Here is a 16,903-nt window from a genome sequence, read left to right as displayed (position 1 = left end):
CCTCGGAGGCGGCAAGCCCAGAAGGACTTACCTTTAAACCGGATCTGACAACGTTTTATGTGACGTCCAATGGCGATAATATCGTCCACCAATATAAAATTTCAACGATTGATCCCGGGGAGTCCACTGTTTCGGCGAACAAAGGTAAAATTATAGCAGATGGAAGTGCTAAAGGTAGAATTACAGTTGTCGCGCGAGATCGTGACGGGGACAGAATTATTGGAAGAGAGATTAGTTTATCATCAAACAGCTCATCTGTCGACATTGATGAAGTAAACAGCAATACAAATTCTAATGGAGAAGCATATTTTGATGTAAGTAACTCAGAAGAAGAAAGCGTTACTTTTACTGCGAAGGGACCAGATGATACGATTGATGATAAGACTACGATACTATTCGTTTCGGTTAATGAAGATGAGTCAACCGTAGAATCGAATGATGATAAAGTAATTGCAGATGGAGATGCAAAGGGTGAGATAGTAGTCACAGCTAGGGACGTAGAAGGGGATCCTCTTTCAGATGTGATGATTACATTAAGTGCGAACAGTAGTGATGCAAAAGTTGATGATAAAACAAAACAAACAAACAATGATGGAGAGGTCGTCTTTAATGTAAGTAGTAATAAGGCGGAGACAATTACTTTTTCAGCAGAAGGGATGGGCAATACAATTGATGAAACAGCCTCAATAAAATTTGTAACTGTTGATGCGGGAGAATCAAGTGTTGTATCTGAGGATAATAAAATAATCGCCAATGGTAAGCAGACCGGCCGAGTTACTGTAACAGCAAGGGATTCTGATGGCGATATTCTGGAAGGTATCTCAATAAAATTGAACTCAGATAGTGATACAGCGGAGATTGAAAGTGTTAACAGTAAAACAAATTCGGAGGGAATCGCTCGTTTTGACGTGACAAATACTGCGATCGAAACGGTAGATTTTGAAGCTGAGGGTCTTGGAGTTGAAATAAACCAGCAGGCTTCTCTTCGATTTGCGGGTGTTAATGCCGGTGAATCTTCAGTCGAGTCAAGCAATGAAAAAGTTTTAGCTAATGGTGTGGCAAATAGTACTATAACAGTTACCGCAAAAGATGTGGATGGGGATATATTGGAAGGAGTAGAGATCTCTTTATCCGATAATGGAGGAAGTTCGAAAATTCAGACTATACAATCTACTACGGATGAAGAAGGTGAGGCAAAGTTCAGAGTTACGAATGAGATAGCAGAGTCAGTTGAGTATACCGCACGTGGGATGGGGGTAACTGTTGACCAAACAGTCGTTGTGGAGTTTGTAACGGTTGATCCGGATGAATCTTCAATCACGGTTGGCAAAACACAAGTTGAAGCTAATGGTGATGAAACTACAACTATTACCATCACAGCTCGGGATAAAGACGCTGAAAATTTAAAGGATGTAGTTTTTGAGCTAACAGCAGACAAGGAAAATGTCGAGATCGATGCTCTGAATAACGTTACAGATGAAGATGGCCGTGCAAGATTTAGGGTTAGCAGCGAGACTGCAGGTCGTACAAGGTTTACAGCAACCGCACTTCGAAAAGCTGCGGATGTAGAAGTTTCCTCAAAAGCAGTTGTTGAGTTTATACCTGTAGCCCCCGTTTCTTTGGCAGGTACAGATGTAAAAACCGATCGGTTTACTGCAAATTGGGAATTGGTCCAGGGAGCGAGTTCCTATTTAATTGATGTTTCAACAGATACAACGTTTAGCTCATTTGTTAACAACTACAGTTCTTTGGATGTAGGATTTACAACGGATATTGAGATTACAAACCTTGAACCGGGAACAATCTATTATTATCGAGTTCGTGCACAGGAAGATGATCTGATCGGGGCAAATTCAGAGACGATTCATGTTGAAACGTTTCCCGAGGTACCTATTACAACGACTCCTGTTAGCCGGGGAGTTACCCGTTTTACTGCAACATGGGAAACAGCACCCGGGGCTCAAAAATACTATTTAGATGTTTCTGAATCAGAAGACTTTGGCGAATACCTGCCTGGCTTTGAAAACCGGGATGTTGGTAATAGCTTATCATTCAATGTAACCGGATTGTTTCCCGGCAAAACCTATTTCTACAGGATTCGATCTATGAGTTATACAAAGACAAGCAACTCATCGGATGTTATTGAAACCAGTACAGTAGAGATAGGAAAGGAAGAATCAGAGATTAACTCTTCTCAATTAAGAGTTTTAGCCAATGGAGAGCAGAAGAATACTATAACTGTTGTTCTTAAAGACACTGAAGGCCGTGCACTTGAATCTGAAGAGATTACCCTTGAAGCAGAGGGAAGTAACTCAGAAATTGAATCGATTGAATCGCAGACGGACGAAAATGGACAAGCAACTTTTGCAGTAACAAATACTGTGGCTGAAGAAGTAACGTATAAGGCCTATATACAGGGAACAACTTTCGAGGTCGGGAGCATTAGTGTTGAATTTTTAGACTCAGGTGGCGAATTAAATCTTGGGAATAATTATCCTAATCCCTTCAGAGGTGTAACAACGATCCCCGTTACTGTACCTGAACCCATGCAGGTACGTATTTCAATAACGAATATTTTGGGTGCAACCGTTAAAGAAGTTGTGGATGAGGAGCTAAATACGGGCTACTACGAGGTTGAGGTGGATTTAAGAGACCTGGCCTCCGGTGTATACTTTTACAGGCTTATAACAGAGGATAAAGTTGATACCAAAAAAATGTTATTGGTCCGTTGAGTCTAACCGTCACTTTTTTTGGTTGGTACAATAACATCATAACCAAAATATTTCATAGCTTCTGTTACCTTATTGTTGAAGAGTATTATTTCTTCAGGCAATAGATTTTTAATCTGATTGCTGTTTACATTTGGTTTTATGAGATCTGTGATATTAGTTCGATCGAACCAGTACTTTTCATTCTCTTCGCCAAAATTTGTAGCATGGTTACCTGTATTCGTTATTATTTTTTTTGATTTTAGCCTCAGTTTCTCCAATTCGAATGGCTTGCAATCCAGGAACTCAAATAATTCCCTGGCAATTTTAAACGGATCATTAAGCATATCTTCAAAACGAACTAATTTAAAATGCTTCAATGTTTTTGAGTAGTGTTGCATTTGATCAGCAACATCACAGTAAAGATCTGCAAAACTATCGATTGATCTGCCTCGGCGTTTATGTCCTTCTGCCACTGCATAACCGTTTCTTGTTAAAGCGATTAAATACAAATCTGGATACATCCGGCGAAGAACCTCAGTGTAATTGATATCCATATTTGTTGACTTAAAACATAAAGCAGAGTCAATAACTTCCTGTCTCGTATATTTTACATTTTCAAACTTATACTTATTAAATGGATGTTTAAAATTACTGCGCTTATACCGAAAAAATTGGTAATCTAAAATGGTTTGACCAAGTTTAGATTCAATCAATCCAGTTTTTTGAAAAAGGCTGATGACTCGACTGAACTTATGTCTTTTTTTTCGAAATATTGTACCCGTTTCATATCGGACTGAACAAATTTCAGGATGAGATTGCAGGATATTCCATAAAATGTTAGTGCCTCCCCGGCTAAAACCACTGATAACGATTACTTTATTGTTTTTCATGTTATTGATCAAGAGAATTCAGTGTATGATAATATGATACAATTCCAGTAAAATAGGTTTCTGAGAAAGCACTAAATCTCAAATGTAGACATTTAGCTCATATCTGTTTTGAGGAAATGTATCTAGCCAAATTAATGATAAAATTGAAAATTTTATATACGTTTTTGCTCGAATTAATTAAGAGAATTTTAAATACTCTATTGTTGTCTTACCCGAAGAATAATAAGTATCTTATTAACTTTGCGAGAGCCTATTCATAATACACTTAATTGATAAAATCACGTAGAATTAATCTATGAAAAACTTTGGACTTACTGGTCTTGCGGGGTATATCGCGCCACGACATTTAAAAGCAATTAAAGATACCGGAAATAAACTTATTGCTGCTGTTGATCCACATGATTCAGTAGGTATTATCGATAACTATTTCCCGAATGCAAGTTTTTTTACTGAATTTGAGCGGTTTGACCGTCATCTTGAAAAGATTCGCAGACAGAATGGTGATAACGGGATAGACTACTTATCAATCTGTTCACCAAATAACCTACATGATGCACATATTCGCATGGCACTTCGTGTTGGAGCCGATGCTATCTGTGAGAAACCGCTCGTCTTGAATCCATGGAATCTTGATATCCTGCAGGAATTGGAAGAAGAATATAACCAGAGGGTTTGGACAATTTTACAACTTCGGGTACATCCACTTATTCGGCAACTTAAACAAAGATTGGAGATCGATGACACAGATAAGCGAAATAAAGTACGATTAACCTATATCACAAGCAGGGGACTATGGTATCATTACTCCTGGAAAGGAAATATTGAACAATCTGGTGGTATTGGAACGAACATAGGGATTCATTTTTTCGATCTTCTAATGTGGCTATTCGGGCGACCGGAAAAAAATGAGCTTTATATTCGTCAAGAGAACAGAATGGGGGGCTTCTTAGAGTTGCCAAACGCTGATGTAGAGTGGTTTTTGTCATTGGAGCCTGAGGATATCCCAGATAATGCTGATGAATCCCAACGAACATTTCGCTCAATTACTTTGGATGGAGAGGAAATTGAATTCAGCGGTGGTTTTACCGACTTACATACGAGAGTCTACGAGGAAACACTGAATGGTAACGGATTTGGTATAGAAGACGCACGGCCTTCAATTGAATTAGTTCACAAATTAAGGACAATGAAACTGACCCAAAAACCAACAGGGCAGTTACATCCGAGCATAAAAAAGCAATTGAGTGATTAGAATTAATTTATCAAAATTAAGATTATTGCTTCCCCTGTAGATGTTAGTTTTTCTTAAAATCGAAAATAATGTAAAGTTCTAGAGGGATAAATTTTAAATCTTCAGAATCTTACATTCGTCAAACAATCCAATTAACTAGTGAATTTTGAGTAATGCCAAATAAAAATGATTTAACAAATGTTAAAATTCATGAATCAGCGTACGTTGATGAACCTGTTGCCATAGGCAAAGGAACTAAAATCTGGCATTTCTGTCACATTTCATCAAATTCTGAGATAGGAGAGGATTGTGTTTTTGGCCAAAATGTATTTGTGGGCCAAAAAGTTAAAATTGGCAATAGGGTAAAAGTACAAAACAATGTTTCTATCTATACCGGTTGTGTTTTAGAAGATGAAGTATTTCTTGGTCCAAGTTGTGTCTTAACGAATGTTACAAATCCTCGAAGTCAGGTAAATCGACAATCTCTATATGAAAATACATTATTTGGAAGGGGGTGTAGCATTGGAGCAAATGCCACAATTGTGTGCGGTATTACCATTGGCCGGTACGCATTTATTGGCGCAGGAAGTGTTGTAACTAAAGATATCCCAGATTATGCATTGATGCTTGGCAATCCTGCCCGTCAAAAAGGATGGATGAGCCGTCACGGCCATAAGCTGAATGATCTGGATAGAGATGGAAATATGGTTTGTCCGGAATCAGGATATAGGTACAAGTTACAGGATTCAGGAGAGAAGGGGCATGGGGAAAGGAAAGTATTGCGATGTCTGGATTTAGATGAGGATGAGCCGCTACCGGTGGATCTGTCTAAAGGCAAAAAAACATATGACGAATTTAAAAAATAGAGGATAACCGCGGTAAATGCTTAGTCGATTAGAAGTAAACTTGGCATTTCTTCGCGAACACTGCAGTTAATAAAAAGAACTTAATAACGATCAGAAGATGGAATTCATAGATCTTAAAACTCAATATCAGCAATACAAAGACGAAATCGATACTCGCATGCAGAAGGTCCTTGAACACGGGCAATATATTATGGGGCCGGAAGTGAACGAGCTTGAATCGACTCTTGCGGAGTACACGGGGGTAGAACACTGTATTACCACTTCGAGTGGTACTCACTCTTTGGAGATTGCACTTCGAGCACTTGAGATTGGAAGGGGAGATGAAGTGATTACTGTGCCATTTTCGTGGATCAGTTCTGCGGAAGTTATTATGCTGGTGGGAGCTACTCCTGTTTTTGTAGATATTGAATATGAAACTTTTAATATCGATACATCAAAACTGGAAGAAGCCATCACTGAACGGACTAAAGCCATTATTCCTGTAAGTTTGTTCGGACAGATGCCAGACCTTGAAAAGATTAATGAAGTAGCAAATAAGTATAATATCGCCGTGATTGAAGATGGGGCTCAAAGTTTTGGTGCAACTCAAAATGGTAAAAAAAGTTGTGGTGCTACATTGGTCGGCAGCACCTCATTTTTTCCCGCTAAACCGTTAGGCTGTTACGGAGATGGCGGCGCTCTTTTTACGGATGATACTGATTTAGCAGATTCAATGCGTGCCATTCGAACACACGGAGGCCAAAGGCGCCACTATCATACACATGTTGGTACGAATGGGCGATTTGATACACTGCAAGCAGCTGTTTTGTTAGCAAAGTGGCCAGACTTTAGCAATGAAGTACAGCTACGCGGAAAAATTGGCGCACATTACAATGAGCTATTAAGTGAGACAGTAGTAACACCTAAAATAGCGAAAGGAAATACCCATGTATTTGCACAGTATACCATTCGGGTGGATAAAAGAATGCGGGATCAGACAGTTGAAAAAATGAAGAGTGAAGGAATACCGGTTGGTGTTTATTACCCTTCTTGCTTTCACGAGCAGCCTGTATTTAGTCACCTTGGATACAAATGGGGCGATTTTCCCGAATCGGAAAAGGCCAGTAGAGAAGTATTAAGCTTACCTATGCATCCATTTTTAACTAGTGATGAACAGGATTTGATCTCTTCGTCTATAAAGGAAATTTTAAAAGAATAGTTAAAACTGTTCATAACAATATAATTTCCTTAGCAATTAGTGAATCATCAGTGATATCAAATAAAATATTGTTAATAGATATATGAAAGTAGTTTCCATAGTTGGTGCAAGACCTCAATTTATAAAACTAGGCCCGTTATCGAGGCTTTTAAGAGAGTCATTCGAAGAAATTATTATTCATACCGGTCAACATTACGATCACGAAATGTCCGATCTGTTTTTTGATCAGCTTGAAATCCCTAAACCTGACATAAATCTTGGTGTCGGCTCTGGTTTACAAGGGGCTCAGACCGGAGATATGTTAGAAAAAATTGAAAATAAGTTAATGAGTATTGAGCCGGGATTAGTACTTACATTTGGAGATACTAACTCTACACTTGCTGCCTGTTTGGCATCCTCTAAACTCCAATTTCCTACTCTTCATATTGAAGCTGGGTTGAGAAGTTTTAATAAAACAATGCCGGAGGAGATAAATCGCGTAGTAGCTGATCATACATCAGATTTACTTTTTGCACCGACAAAAGAAGCCGTCAGAAATCTTGAAAATGAGGGATTAACGGAAAAAGCCGTTCTCACCGGGGATATTATGGTAGATTCAGTTGAGTTCGTCCAGAGTAAAATTGATAACCACAATGCAAATGAAAATCCATATGCATTATTAACAATGCATCGGCCTTACAATGTTGATAATCCTGAAAATTTAAAGAATCTCTTTCGATCACTGAAGGAGTTGTCAACCTCGATCATTTTCCCGGTTCACCCAAGAACCCGAAATATTTTAAACTCAAATAATATTGATGTTCCAGATAATATTGAATTGATTGAACCCCAGGGGTATATAGAATTCCAAAAATTACTCAGAAGTTGCAGCAGAGTTATCACAGATTCCGGTGGACTTCAAAAAGAAGCTTTTATAACCGGGAAACCCTGTATAACTCTAAGACCCGAAACAGAATGGGTAGAAACGGTGGAAGCAGGATGGAACCTATTAGCCGATTTAAGCGATCCAAATTTGGCAGATAAAATTAAATCATTTAATCCTGAAGAGGAAAGGCCTGATCTTTACGGCAAAAATGTAGCAGAGGTAATGGTTGCAGAAATTAAGAAATTTATTTCCCAGTCATAAGCTATAAACGCTTGGGTCAGTCATTATCATGGTATTCTGCCGGCTACTTATTCTACATCTTTTGTTACAATTCGTAATTCTAATTTGATTCAAATAAATTAAGCGACTCTTAAATTGTAATAACTGTAAATAATTAATAATCCACACTGCAAGGTCATAATGCGACCTTTTTTACCGGGTAAATTTAATGAAAATACTTCTTTTACTGGATGTAGCTCCAAATTACAGGGAACTCTTTTTAAGAAAACTTGGAGATAAATGTGATCTTACTGTACTTGCACATGCTTGTGAAAAGGATAACTTAGTCCCGCCAGATGAGAGGAAAGGGTATAAATATATTGAGCTTGACAAAGAATATGGTAAACGCCTTCGCTTCAATTTTGAGTTGAATAAATATATTAAATCAGTACAACCGGACCTGATCTGTGCAAATCTTAATTTTAGATATCCGGTTAGGATAAGAGACTTCTTTTTTCAAAAATATTTTAGAAATAAAATCTGGGTTTGGTGGGGGCCATTTTTTGGAAATAACTCATTTTTAAATCCTTTAAAACGTTTTATGGGATGCTTGGCTGATGGCAATCTTGTATACATGCAATCCATAGCTGATAAACTTTCGGACTGCAATGTTCTTAGTTTTAATAACAGCCAACATTCATCTTCACAGTTCGTACCCCTTGAAAATAAAACTTCTGGGATATTACATTGTCTTTTTGTGGGACGGGCACAAGAAAGGAAACGGCTTGAAAGAATTATTGAAATCGCAAAGCGCAGAAACGATGTTCTATTTCGGCTGGTTGGCCCAAATATGAAAGATTACTTCGCTGAAATAGAGATACCGGATGCAGTTAGTCTATATCCAAGTGCTTATGGGGATGAATTGGTGGAACATTTTAAATGGTCGAATTTGGTAGTTAATCCTGGTCATGTTGGTCTTTTAGTTATGAATTCTGCTACTCATAACCGACCGATTGTTATCGATACAGGCTCAGATCATGCACCTGAGGTTCTATTAGCCAAAGAAGCGGAACAATTTTTTATAGATTTTGGAAATAGAAAAGAAGTAGATCAGCTAATCGATCAATTAGTGGACAATCCAGAGCTACTTTCAGAGAAGGGTAGGGCTCTATATGATATTGCAAAAACAAAATATACAATTGAGCACATGATGGAAGTTCATATAGATATGTTTAGAACTCTTCTAAATCCATCAAATTCCTAATTTATAGTTTATCGTGTCATTCAGGCTGCAAAAGACATCATATAAAGGATTTGTGCACTATGTAGACGGAGATTTTATTATTCGTTCGCATAAGGGAGAAGTCTATTTTAGTCATGATGGGGGGACTCATTTTCATAAAATTATTGATCTTGGTCACTCAATTACAGATCGGGTAAAGTTATCACATCCAAAAATCAGACGACTTTTACGTTATTATATTTACCATATATTACCGATTGGTGATGCGATTGTTGTATTTGGATTGAAAAAAGTATTTGTGATTTCTACGAAAAATCAAGAAATCGTCAGGGAATTTAAAATATCCGGTTCCCGCCCGCTCGTAATTTGTAAAGATGAAAAATATATCTATTACGGAGAATATTTCTCAAACAAAGAACGAAAACCCGTCAAAATTTTTCGATTCACCCCTGAAAGTGAATTTATTGAACCCCATATTGAGCTAACTGATATTCGTCATATTCACGGGATGTTTTATGATCCATATTCAAAAAAAATATTTCTGACCACGGGTGATACTGATGATGAAAGTTTTATAGGGTATTTAGAATCAGGAAAAGTAATAAAGATACTTAGTGGTTCTCAACAAGCTCGGGTTGTTACACTTCTGTTTGATCAGCATTACATCTATTTTGCTACAGATGCACCTCGAGAAGCCAATTACATTTACAGATATTGTCGAAAAAGCAAAAAAGTAGAAAAATTACAACAATTAGGAGGTACTGTTTTCTACGGGGTATCGGTTAAAAATTCGTTTGTTTTTTCTACAGTAGCAGATACTAATAAAGAACAGCGTCAGGATTCAGTTGAACTTTGGGGGTCAGATAATGGAACAGATTGGCAGATCGTTAAGGAATTTCAAAAAGATCCGTGGCCAAAGTCGTTATTTCAGCATGGTCAGTTACTTATAAGTGACAAACAATATAATACCTCAACTATATGGTTTACTCCATTTGCCACATCAAACGATCAAATCATTCACAAACTCCTCATTAACTGATCTACTAAATGTCACTTAGCAAATTAGATTACTTCCGATACCTTTTCAATATCTACTTTCTTAAAAGAGGTACAATCACCAAAAGCTGGAGTAGTCCAAGCCGTTTATCTGAAGATTCATTTGAACAGGATCCTGTAAAATGGGCTTACCCTTTAGACTTTTCTCAGGATATTCATGAGAATCTATTGACAGATGAAGCGGGTGTTCCTATGATTGACTATGCCAATTTGGGAACATACTACAATCCTTGGTTTGTAGGGCATATTGCACTTGGTTATTACAGTCTTTGGAAGAGAGATCAGAAACTGGTGCATATTGATCAATTTAAAACATTAGCTGACTGGTTTGTAGAACAGCAAGTGGAAACCGAATATGGAGTCACTTGGATGTATAATTTCGATTATTTTGGTGGACAAAAAAAGCCGTGGAAATCGGGACTCAGTCAAGCACACGGGATATCAGTTTTACTTCGAGCCGCTTCTATTTTTGACAAGAATAAATATGAAAGTACAGCACGAAAAGCTTTGAATGAGTTAACAACTCCTTACACTCAGGGCGGCCCGGCATATTTTAGAGAAGATGGTACAGTATCCTTTGAAGAGTATTTTACTGATCCTCCGTATTCTGTATTGAATGGACACCTTTTTGCTACGATATCCTGTTGGGAAGCTTCCTTATACTTTAAAGGAAAAAAAGCTGAACAAATTACTGAGGCGGCATTTAATTTTGTGAAAAAATATCTTCCTGATTATGATTTAGGGTTCTGGTCAACATATAGTCTCAAATCCATAGCCGGAAGATCAGATATTGCATCTTTCCATTATCATGATGTACACATAGCCCAGTTGAAGAGCGCTTACAGAATCACAGGAGCGCCCATATTTCGAACCTATGCAAGTAGATTCCAGGAATATCAAAATGATAAATATCGCAAGAGTAAGGCTTTTATGCATAAATCATTCGTAAAAATCATGAGTTAGATCTCTATTTAAAAAGAAAAGATCAGTAATTTTTGAATTGAACAATTTAGGCTCTATGGCTAAGAAAAATATTTGGGTCATCAATCAGTTTGCAGGTACGGACAAATCAGGCTGGGGAGAAAGGCATTATTTTTTGAGTAAACACTGGATTAAGATGGGGTACGATATCACCATCATTTCAGGCTCTTATAACCATGTTTTTAATAATCTGCCGGATGCTCCAAACCAATATAATATAGAAGATGTAAATAGTACTCGTTTTTGCTGGATAAAAGTACCAAAATATAAAGGACAATCCGTAAAACGTTTTTGGAGTTTTTTCATCTTTATGATTAAGGTATTGTTTGTACCCATAAAAAAGGTTGGCAAACCAGACGTAATTATTATCTCTTCAATGCCAATTTTCCCGGTCTTTACTGCATATTTACTGAAAAAAGCTCACAAGGCAAAAACACTTATTTTTGAAATCCGGGATATTTGGCCGCTTACCTTAATTTATCTGGGAGACGTCTCGCCAAAAAGTTTAGCTGTGCGATTACTTGGTTGGTTTGAGAAGTTCGGTTACAAGAAAGCGGATTATATTGTTTCACTTCTGCCTAACGCTAAGAATCATTTTGAAAAAGTAGCGAATGCCGGACACAAATTTGTTTACATCCCAAATGGATTAGACCATTCCGTACTCTCAGTAGAACCACTTGATGAGGAGATGGAGAAACAATTTCCGGAAAATAAATTTATCATTGGCTATACGGGTACAATTGGCCTTGCGAACGCTCTTGAATATTTTGTAGAGGCTGCTGGCTTGTTAAAAGATGATTCACGTTTTCATTTTATTGTTATTGGAGATGGTTATTTAAAAAATGATTTAATAAAATCTTCTGAAGGATTTGATAACATTACTTTTTTCAACAAAATCAGAAAAAACCAGGTCTTATCTGCTGTCAAAAAATTTGATGTCTGCTTTGTAGGTAGAAATGATTCACCTCTTTTCGAGCATGGAGTATCTGCTAATAAATATTTTGATTATATGCTTGCGGGTAAACCAATTCTTGATTCAAACAATCACATAAAAGACCCGGTTGAACTTTCGGGTTGTGGAATTATTGTTAAACCTGAATCAGCAGAGGCGATTGCGAATGGAGTGAAAAAGCTATATGAAAGCGGGGATCAGTCACTGAAAGAGATGGGTAGAAAAGGGCGAAGATATGTAGAAGAACATCATAATTTGAAATATCTTGCTGAGAAGTATGCGTCTCTATTTGAAGAGGAGGAAGGCTAAAATAGAATTAGCTGTGGTTTTGCTTAGGGTCCCGAACAGCAATTAAGCGAACGGTTTTCTGCAATGGTTTTAATTTTTTTGTTATCCCTGTAGGGTCTAATGCATTGATAAAACCATAATATTCAGCTTTAACACTGAATCCATTTCTTTTAAGAATAGTAATCATCTCTTTAAAATGATCTTTCGTAAAATAGGAACGTTTATGCCCAAAATAATAGGGGTTTAACATATCAAGGACGATTTTACAACGGTCGTTACAAAGCTCTACCAGCCTATTGACGGATTTGTTTTTGGGGTTTATCGCTTCAAAGGCTGCTAAAGTATAGATAAAATCAAATGATCTTCCCGGATTGTATTCTAAAAAATTTTTATGCAGTAGTGTACAGTTATCAACACCATACCAATCAATACGTTTATTGCTCACTTTAACTCTTTTGATACTTAAGTCGATGCCAAAAACCTGATCTGATGCTTGTTTCTTGGCAAGATAAATACATGTACTGCCTGTACCACTACCGATTTCCAGGAAACTTCTTGTCCCAAAATTTTGAACCATTTTTTCAAGAGAATTTAAAAGAACACCATAACGCAAGATAAGATGATATTTAAAAATTGGAGAAAATGCCTGGTAATGGCTCAAACTCTTAGCCATAACTGTTTTTCTTTCCTCTTCGCTTAATATTGATTCTCGAATCAATTCGGGGGCGTCAGTTAATACTTTTCGAAGGGTTTGATTGTACATGCTGTATGCTGAATAGTTAATTAAAGTTTCGATGGGCTAATCAATACTTATCGGAGTTTCGAACAAAATTGAAGAATTCCAGTAGCATAAAATAAGTTTATGTATCAAAATGATAATGGCAATTTATATGATTTCTCAATTAATAGAGTGATCTGAATTAGTAGTATGGGTCAATAAATGAAATTCTATTGAGCAAACTTATTTGCAAAATTCTTTAGGTTAGTTTTAATTAAGCAAAGCAAAAAATAAATCATCTACTAACTAATTCTATGACTTGTAAAGCAGGGCTAATTATCCATATTGGAACCCATAAGACAGGTACGTCAGCTATTCAGCAACACTTAAAATTGAATAAAAAAGAATTGCTGAATGAGAATATTAATTACATAAAATTTAAACACAGGAAGCTAACAAAAAAAACATATGAATACGATAAGTCATTCAAAAATAACCTTGAAGAATACCTTAAATCAAAAATTATTGCTTCCAGATTAAATTTAATTAGCTTTGAAGGGTTGTCCGGTGATTTATCGAATTATTATTCAAATTATAAGATTCTTGCAAAAATATTAAATGACTGCACTTCGCAGTTTAATCCGAAAATAGTCATATTTTTTCGCAGGCAGGATCAATTTATTCAATCAGCTTTTATGCAATTGAAGCACCAAGGCGAGGAACTTTCATTTTCTGAATTCTATAATGCAGCTAAGGTTGGAAATTTAAACTGGTTACAATTTGCTAATTATTATGAAGATCTGTTCGGAAAAGATAATGTAATTTGTATTCCGTATTCACCAATCAGGTTTATTGATGAATCTATAATCAATGTTTTTGGCAGAATAATAAATTCGGAGTCCATGATAGATCATGTGGATGATAAACCCATTAATGTGGGTTTTTCTAAAGCTGCTTTAAACATATTTTCATCAGTTTCTAAAGATCTTTCAATTGAAGAGAAAAAAATATTGAGGAGGAGATTACAGCGAAATTTCAATCATGGACTATTTACTAAGTACGATTTATTGAGTGAAAAAGAGGAAAAGTTCATAATTGATAAGTTTAAAGAATCGAATAAACTTCTTTCAGAAAAGTACTGGGATAAAAATTACTTAAATTTCAATCATGCAGTTAATTATAAAAAAAAGTCTTATTCAACTGAGCAGGTTTACCAAAATTTATTAGTAGACACATTGGAAAGCGAATATAGGTTGTTATCCAAACTAAATTCAACACATGCTAAATTGGATAGGTATGAAAGGTCGAAAACAATAGCACTATTGAATTATGTTAGAAACAAAATATATGTTTTTAAGTCTGTTATTAACTGATAAATCGTTACAATTTTAATAAAATCATTATTTACGGAATGATTTAACAGAACCCTCATCATTATCAGCGAATCTATAATTTTTAAAGTTTCGAATCTTTATTTTAAAGAACAACAGAACCAAATAAATTGTTTAATTAGTTGATATGCAAATAGTTGGTGAAATAGCCCAAGCACATGACGGAAGCCTTGGCATAGCACATTCTTATATTGATGTATTGGCTGAAACCGGTGTTGATGCCATAAAATTTCAAACACACGTAGCCGAAGCAGAAAGCAGCATTCACGAAAAATTTCGAACAAAGTTTTCTTATGAAGACAAAACCAGGTTCGATTATTGGAAACGAATGGAGTTTTCGGTTGAAGAGTGGAAGGGATTGAAAAAACATTGCGATGAAAAAAATATTGAATTTATTTCATCTCCTTTTAGCAATGCTGCTGTAGACATACTTGAACAAATTGGAGTACAAAGATACAAAGTTGGATCGGGAGAAGTCAGTAATTTTCTTTTGTTAAAAAAAATTGCAAAAACAGGTAAGCCGATTATACTATCATCAGGGATGAGTTCATTTACAGAATTAGACAAAACAATTGAATTCCTGGGTGAATTTAATAATGACCTCTCAATTCTTCAGTGTACAACGGCCTATCCAACAAATCCGGAACAATGGGGTTTGAATGTTATACCTGAACTTAAAAGCCGATACAATATGCCGGTTGGATTTAGCGATCATTCAGGTGATATTTATGCATGTTTGGCTGCCGCAGCTTTGGGGGCAGAGATTTTAGAATTTCATGTAGTATTTGATAAGAGAATGTTTGGGCCTGATGCTAAAGCCTCACTTACAATTGACGAGACCAAAAAACTTGTGAAAGGAGTAAATGAGATAAATGTCTCCTTGAATAATACAATTGATAAAAACGAAAATAAACAATTTGAAGAACTGAAGAATATTTTTGAAAAGTCGTTAGCTGTCAATAAAAATCTTTCAGAAGGAAGCAGGCTTCAATTTTCTGATCTTGAAGCAAAAAAACCCAAAGGACTGGGAATAGATGCTTCGAATTACAAAAATGTGATTGGAAAAAAAATTAAGAAAGACCTCAAGAAGTGGGAATTTATAAATTATAAAGATTTGCATGAGTAGACGAAAAATTTGTGTAGTCATCACGGCGAGACCATCATACAGCAGAATTAAAACAGCATTAGATGCTATAAAAGAGCATCCGAAACTGGAATTGCAACTAGTTGTTGCAGCTTCTGCTCTTTTAGATAGGTACGGTACCACTATTAACTATATCAAAAAGGATGGATTTGATATCACTACAAAAGTATTCAGTGTGTTGGAAGGTGAGAATGTAACGGTGTCCTCAAAAACTACCGGCCTTGGCATATTAGAACTTTCTACTGTTTTTGATAACCTGGAACCGGATATCGTAGTAACTATTGCCGACCGATATGAGACAATGTCAACTGCTATAGCCGCGAGTTATATGAATATTCCTTTAGCACATATACAGGGTGGCGAGGTAACCGGGAACATCGATGAAAAAGTCAGACACGCAATTACGAAACTGTCAGACTATCACTTTGTCTCATCTGAGGGAGCAAGAGAACGAGTGATAAAACTCGGCGAAGAACCCTCTTCTGTATATAATACAGGGTGTCCATCTATAGATTTGGCAGAAAATGTAATGAATAATCTCCTAGATGATTTCGATCCAATAGAGTTATACGGTGGTGTGGGAGCTAAGGAAGAACTATTCGATGGAGATTATTTGGTTGTAATGCAACATCCTGTTACAACTGAGCATGAAAAAGCGTTGGAACATATTAATAAGACATTACATGCCATTAAAGAGCTTGATATGCCAACATTTTGGTTTTGGCCAAATGTGGATGCCGGGTCTGACGGCACAAGCACTGGAATCAGGGCATTTAGGGAACATCACGATGGTTTACCTATTCGGTTTTTTAAGAATATGGAACCTCATCATTTTTTACAGTTATTGCACGAAAGCAAATGCCTGATTGGTAACTCGAGCGTTGGAATAAGAGAGTGTTCATACTTGGGAATTCCAGTTGTAAATATTGGAACCCGGCAAATGAGAAGAGAAAGAGGAAATAATGTAATTGATGTTGGTTATGATACGGAAGAAATAAAAGATGCAATCCAAACATGGTTAAAAAGCTCTCCGCCTGAACCTTCTATTATTTACGGTGGTGGAAAAGCAGGTGAAAAAATTGCTGAAAAACTAAGTGATGTAGAATTGAAATATCATAAAACCATTACCTATTAATTCTGTTCTATAAAT

The 16,903-nt window shown here is 36.4% G+C and carries 14 protein-coding genes; 12 read left to right on the top strand and 2 right to left on the bottom strand.

Translation table 11 applies throughout. From position 1 onward, the window contains the following. On the top strand, positions 1 to 2,732 hold a 2,732-nt coding region (locus L6773_RS19790; RefSeq protein WP_237856335.1), incomplete at its 5' end, for an Ig-like domain-containing protein. 2 nt (positions 2,733 to 2,734) lie between these two features. On the opposite strand, the gene L6773_RS19785 is transcribed toward L6773_RS19790, so the two are convergent. Next, positions 2,735 to 3,601, bottom strand: coding sequence for a sulfotransferase (locus tag L6773_RS19785; RefSeq protein ID WP_237856334.1), 867 nt, complete (start codon positions 3,599 to 3,601; stop codon positions 2,735 to 2,737). Between the two features lie 295 nt (positions 3,602 to 3,896). On the opposite strand from L6773_RS19785, the gene L6773_RS19780 reads away from it, so the two are divergent. The 8 genes from L6773_RS19780 to L6773_RS19745 all read left to right on the top strand — a co-directional run bounded on the left by L6773_RS19780 (position 3,897) and on the right by L6773_RS19745 (position 12,521). Then, positions 3,897 to 4,853 (top strand): Gfo/Idh/MocA family oxidoreductase, encoded by a 957-nt coding sequence (locus L6773_RS19780; protein ID WP_237856333.1) that lies wholly within the window; start codon positions 3,897 to 3,899, stop codon positions 4,851 to 4,853. Positions 4,854 to 5,005: 152 nt separating this feature from the next. Further along, the gene (locus tag L6773_RS19775; RefSeq protein WP_237856332.1) at positions 5,006 to 5,698 is read left to right on the top strand and encodes an acyltransferase; all 693 of its coding nucleotides are present in this window, start codon (positions 5,006 to 5,008) and stop codon (positions 5,696 to 5,698) included. 97 nt (positions 5,699 to 5,795) lie between these two features. Beyond that, positions 5,796 to 6,896, top strand: coding sequence for a DegT/DnrJ/EryC1/StrS family aminotransferase (locus L6773_RS19770; RefSeq protein ID WP_237856331.1), 1,101 nt, complete (start codon positions 5,796 to 5,798; stop codon positions 6,894 to 6,896). An 82-nt stretch (positions 6,897 to 6,978) separates the two neighbouring features. Then, positions 6,979 to 8,022 carry a non-hydrolyzing UDP-N-acetylglucosamine 2-epimerase gene (gene wecB, locus L6773_RS19765; protein ID WP_237856330.1) on the top strand — a complete coding sequence of 348 codons (1,044 nt, stop codon included), beginning with the start codon at positions 6,979 to 6,981 and terminating at the stop codon, positions 8,020 to 8,022. Between the two features lie 187 nt (positions 8,023 to 8,209). Then, positions 8,210 to 9,244 carry a glycosyltransferase gene (locus L6773_RS19760; RefSeq protein WP_237856329.1) on the top strand — a complete coding sequence of 345 codons (1,035 nt, stop codon included), beginning with the start codon at positions 8,210 to 8,212 and terminating at the stop codon, positions 9,242 to 9,244. 13 nt (positions 9,245 to 9,257) lie between these two features. Beyond that, positions 9,258 to 10,262 (top strand): YncE family protein, encoded by a 1,005-nt coding sequence (locus L6773_RS19755; protein ID WP_237856328.1) that lies wholly within the window; start codon positions 9,258 to 9,260, stop codon positions 10,260 to 10,262. An 8-nt stretch (positions 10,263 to 10,270) separates the two neighbouring features. Continuing rightward, complete coding sequence (locus tag L6773_RS19750; protein WP_237856327.1) at positions 10,271 to 11,242, top strand: D-glucuronyl C5-epimerase family protein; 972 nt, start codon at positions 10,271 to 10,273, stop codon at positions 11,240 to 11,242. 55 nt (positions 11,243 to 11,297) lie between these two features. Further along, entirely contained in the window at positions 11,298 to 12,521 is a 1,224-nt protein-coding gene (locus L6773_RS19745; RefSeq protein WP_237856326.1) for a glycosyltransferase family 4 protein, read from the top strand. 7 nt (positions 12,522 to 12,528) lie between these two features. On the opposite strand, the gene L6773_RS19740 is transcribed toward L6773_RS19745, so the two are convergent. After that, on the bottom strand, positions 12,529 to 13,263 hold the full coding sequence (locus L6773_RS19740; protein ID WP_237856325.1) for a class I SAM-dependent methyltransferase: 735 nt from the start codon (positions 13,261 to 13,263) through the stop codon (positions 12,529 to 12,531). A 269-nt stretch (positions 13,264 to 13,532) separates the two neighbouring features. On the opposite strand from L6773_RS19740, the gene L6773_RS19735 reads away from it, so the two are divergent. The 3 genes from L6773_RS19735 to neuC all read left to right on the top strand — a co-directional run bounded on the left by L6773_RS19735 (position 13,533) and on the right by neuC (position 16,888). Continuing rightward, the gene (locus tag L6773_RS19735; protein WP_237856324.1) at positions 13,533 to 14,591 is read left to right on the top strand and encodes a hypothetical protein; all 1,059 of its coding nucleotides are present in this window, start codon (positions 13,533 to 13,535) and stop codon (positions 14,589 to 14,591) included. 145 nt (positions 14,592 to 14,736) lie between these two features. Further along, a complete protein-coding gene (locus L6773_RS19730; RefSeq protein ID WP_237856323.1) occupies positions 14,737 to 15,735 on the top strand; it encodes an N-acetylneuraminate synthase family protein in 999 nt (332 codons plus the stop codon). After that, positions 15,728 to 16,888, top strand: coding sequence for a UDP-N-acetylglucosamine 2-epimerase (neuC, locus tag L6773_RS19725; protein ID WP_237856322.1), 1,161 nt, complete (start codon positions 15,728 to 15,730; stop codon positions 16,886 to 16,888). The genes L6773_RS19730 and neuC overlap by 8 nt, the downstream gene beginning before the upstream one ends. The last annotated feature ends 15 nt before the right edge of the window (positions 16,889 to 16,903 follow it).

This window comes from Rhodohalobacter sulfatireducens (assembly GCF_022012475.1).
Classification (GTDB): domain Bacteria; phylum Bacteroidota; class Rhodothermia; order Balneolales; family Balneolaceae; genus Rhodohalobacter; species Rhodohalobacter sulfatireducens.
The sequence above is the reverse complement of the archived record's forward strand: the minus strand, read 5'-3'. Positions and strand labels throughout refer to the sequence as shown.

Excerpts from the sequence above, each read along its gene's own strand:
- L6773_RS19745 (WP_237856326.1), top strand. The coding sequence starts at position 11,298 with ATGGCTAAGAAAAATATTTGGGTCATCAATCAGTTTGCAGGTACGGAC.
- neuC (WP_237856322.1), top strand. The coding sequence starts at position 15,728 with ATGAGTAGACGAAAAATTTGTGTAGTCATCACGGCGAGACCATCATAC.
- L6773_RS19750 (WP_237856327.1), top strand. The coding sequence starts at position 10,271 with ATGTCACTTAGCAAATTAGATTACTTCCGATACCTTTTCAATATCTAC.
- wecB (WP_237856330.1), top strand. The coding sequence starts at position 6,979 with ATGAAAGTAGTTTCCATAGTTGGTGCAAGACCTCAATTTATAAAACTA.
- L6773_RS19775 (WP_237856332.1), top strand. The coding sequence starts at position 5,006 with ATGCCAAATAAAAATGATTTAACAAATGTTAAAATTCATGAATCAGCG.
- L6773_RS19740 (WP_237856325.1), bottom strand. The coding sequence starts at position 13,263 with ATGTACAATCAAACCCTTCGAAAAGTATTAACTGACGCCCCCGAATTG.
- L6773_RS19785 (WP_237856334.1), bottom strand. The coding sequence starts at position 3,601 with ATGAAAAACAATAAAGTAATCGTTATCAGTGGTTTTAGCCGGGGAGGC.
- L6773_RS19735 (WP_237856324.1), top strand. The coding sequence starts at position 13,533 with ATGACTTGTAAAGCAGGGCTAATTATCCATATTGGAACCCATAAGACA.
- L6773_RS19770 (WP_237856331.1), top strand. The coding sequence starts at position 5,796 with ATGGAATTCATAGATCTTAAAACTCAATATCAGCAATACAAAGACGAA.
- L6773_RS19780 (WP_237856333.1), top strand. The coding sequence starts at position 3,897 with ATGAAAAACTTTGGACTTACTGGTCTTGCGGGGTATATCGCGCCACGA.
- L6773_RS19730 (WP_237856323.1), top strand. The coding sequence starts at position 14,737 with ATGCAAATAGTTGGTGAAATAGCCCAAGCACATGACGGAAGCCTTGGC.
- L6773_RS19760 (WP_237856329.1), top strand. The coding sequence starts at position 8,210 with ATGAAAATACTTCTTTTACTGGATGTAGCTCCAAATTACAGGGAACTC.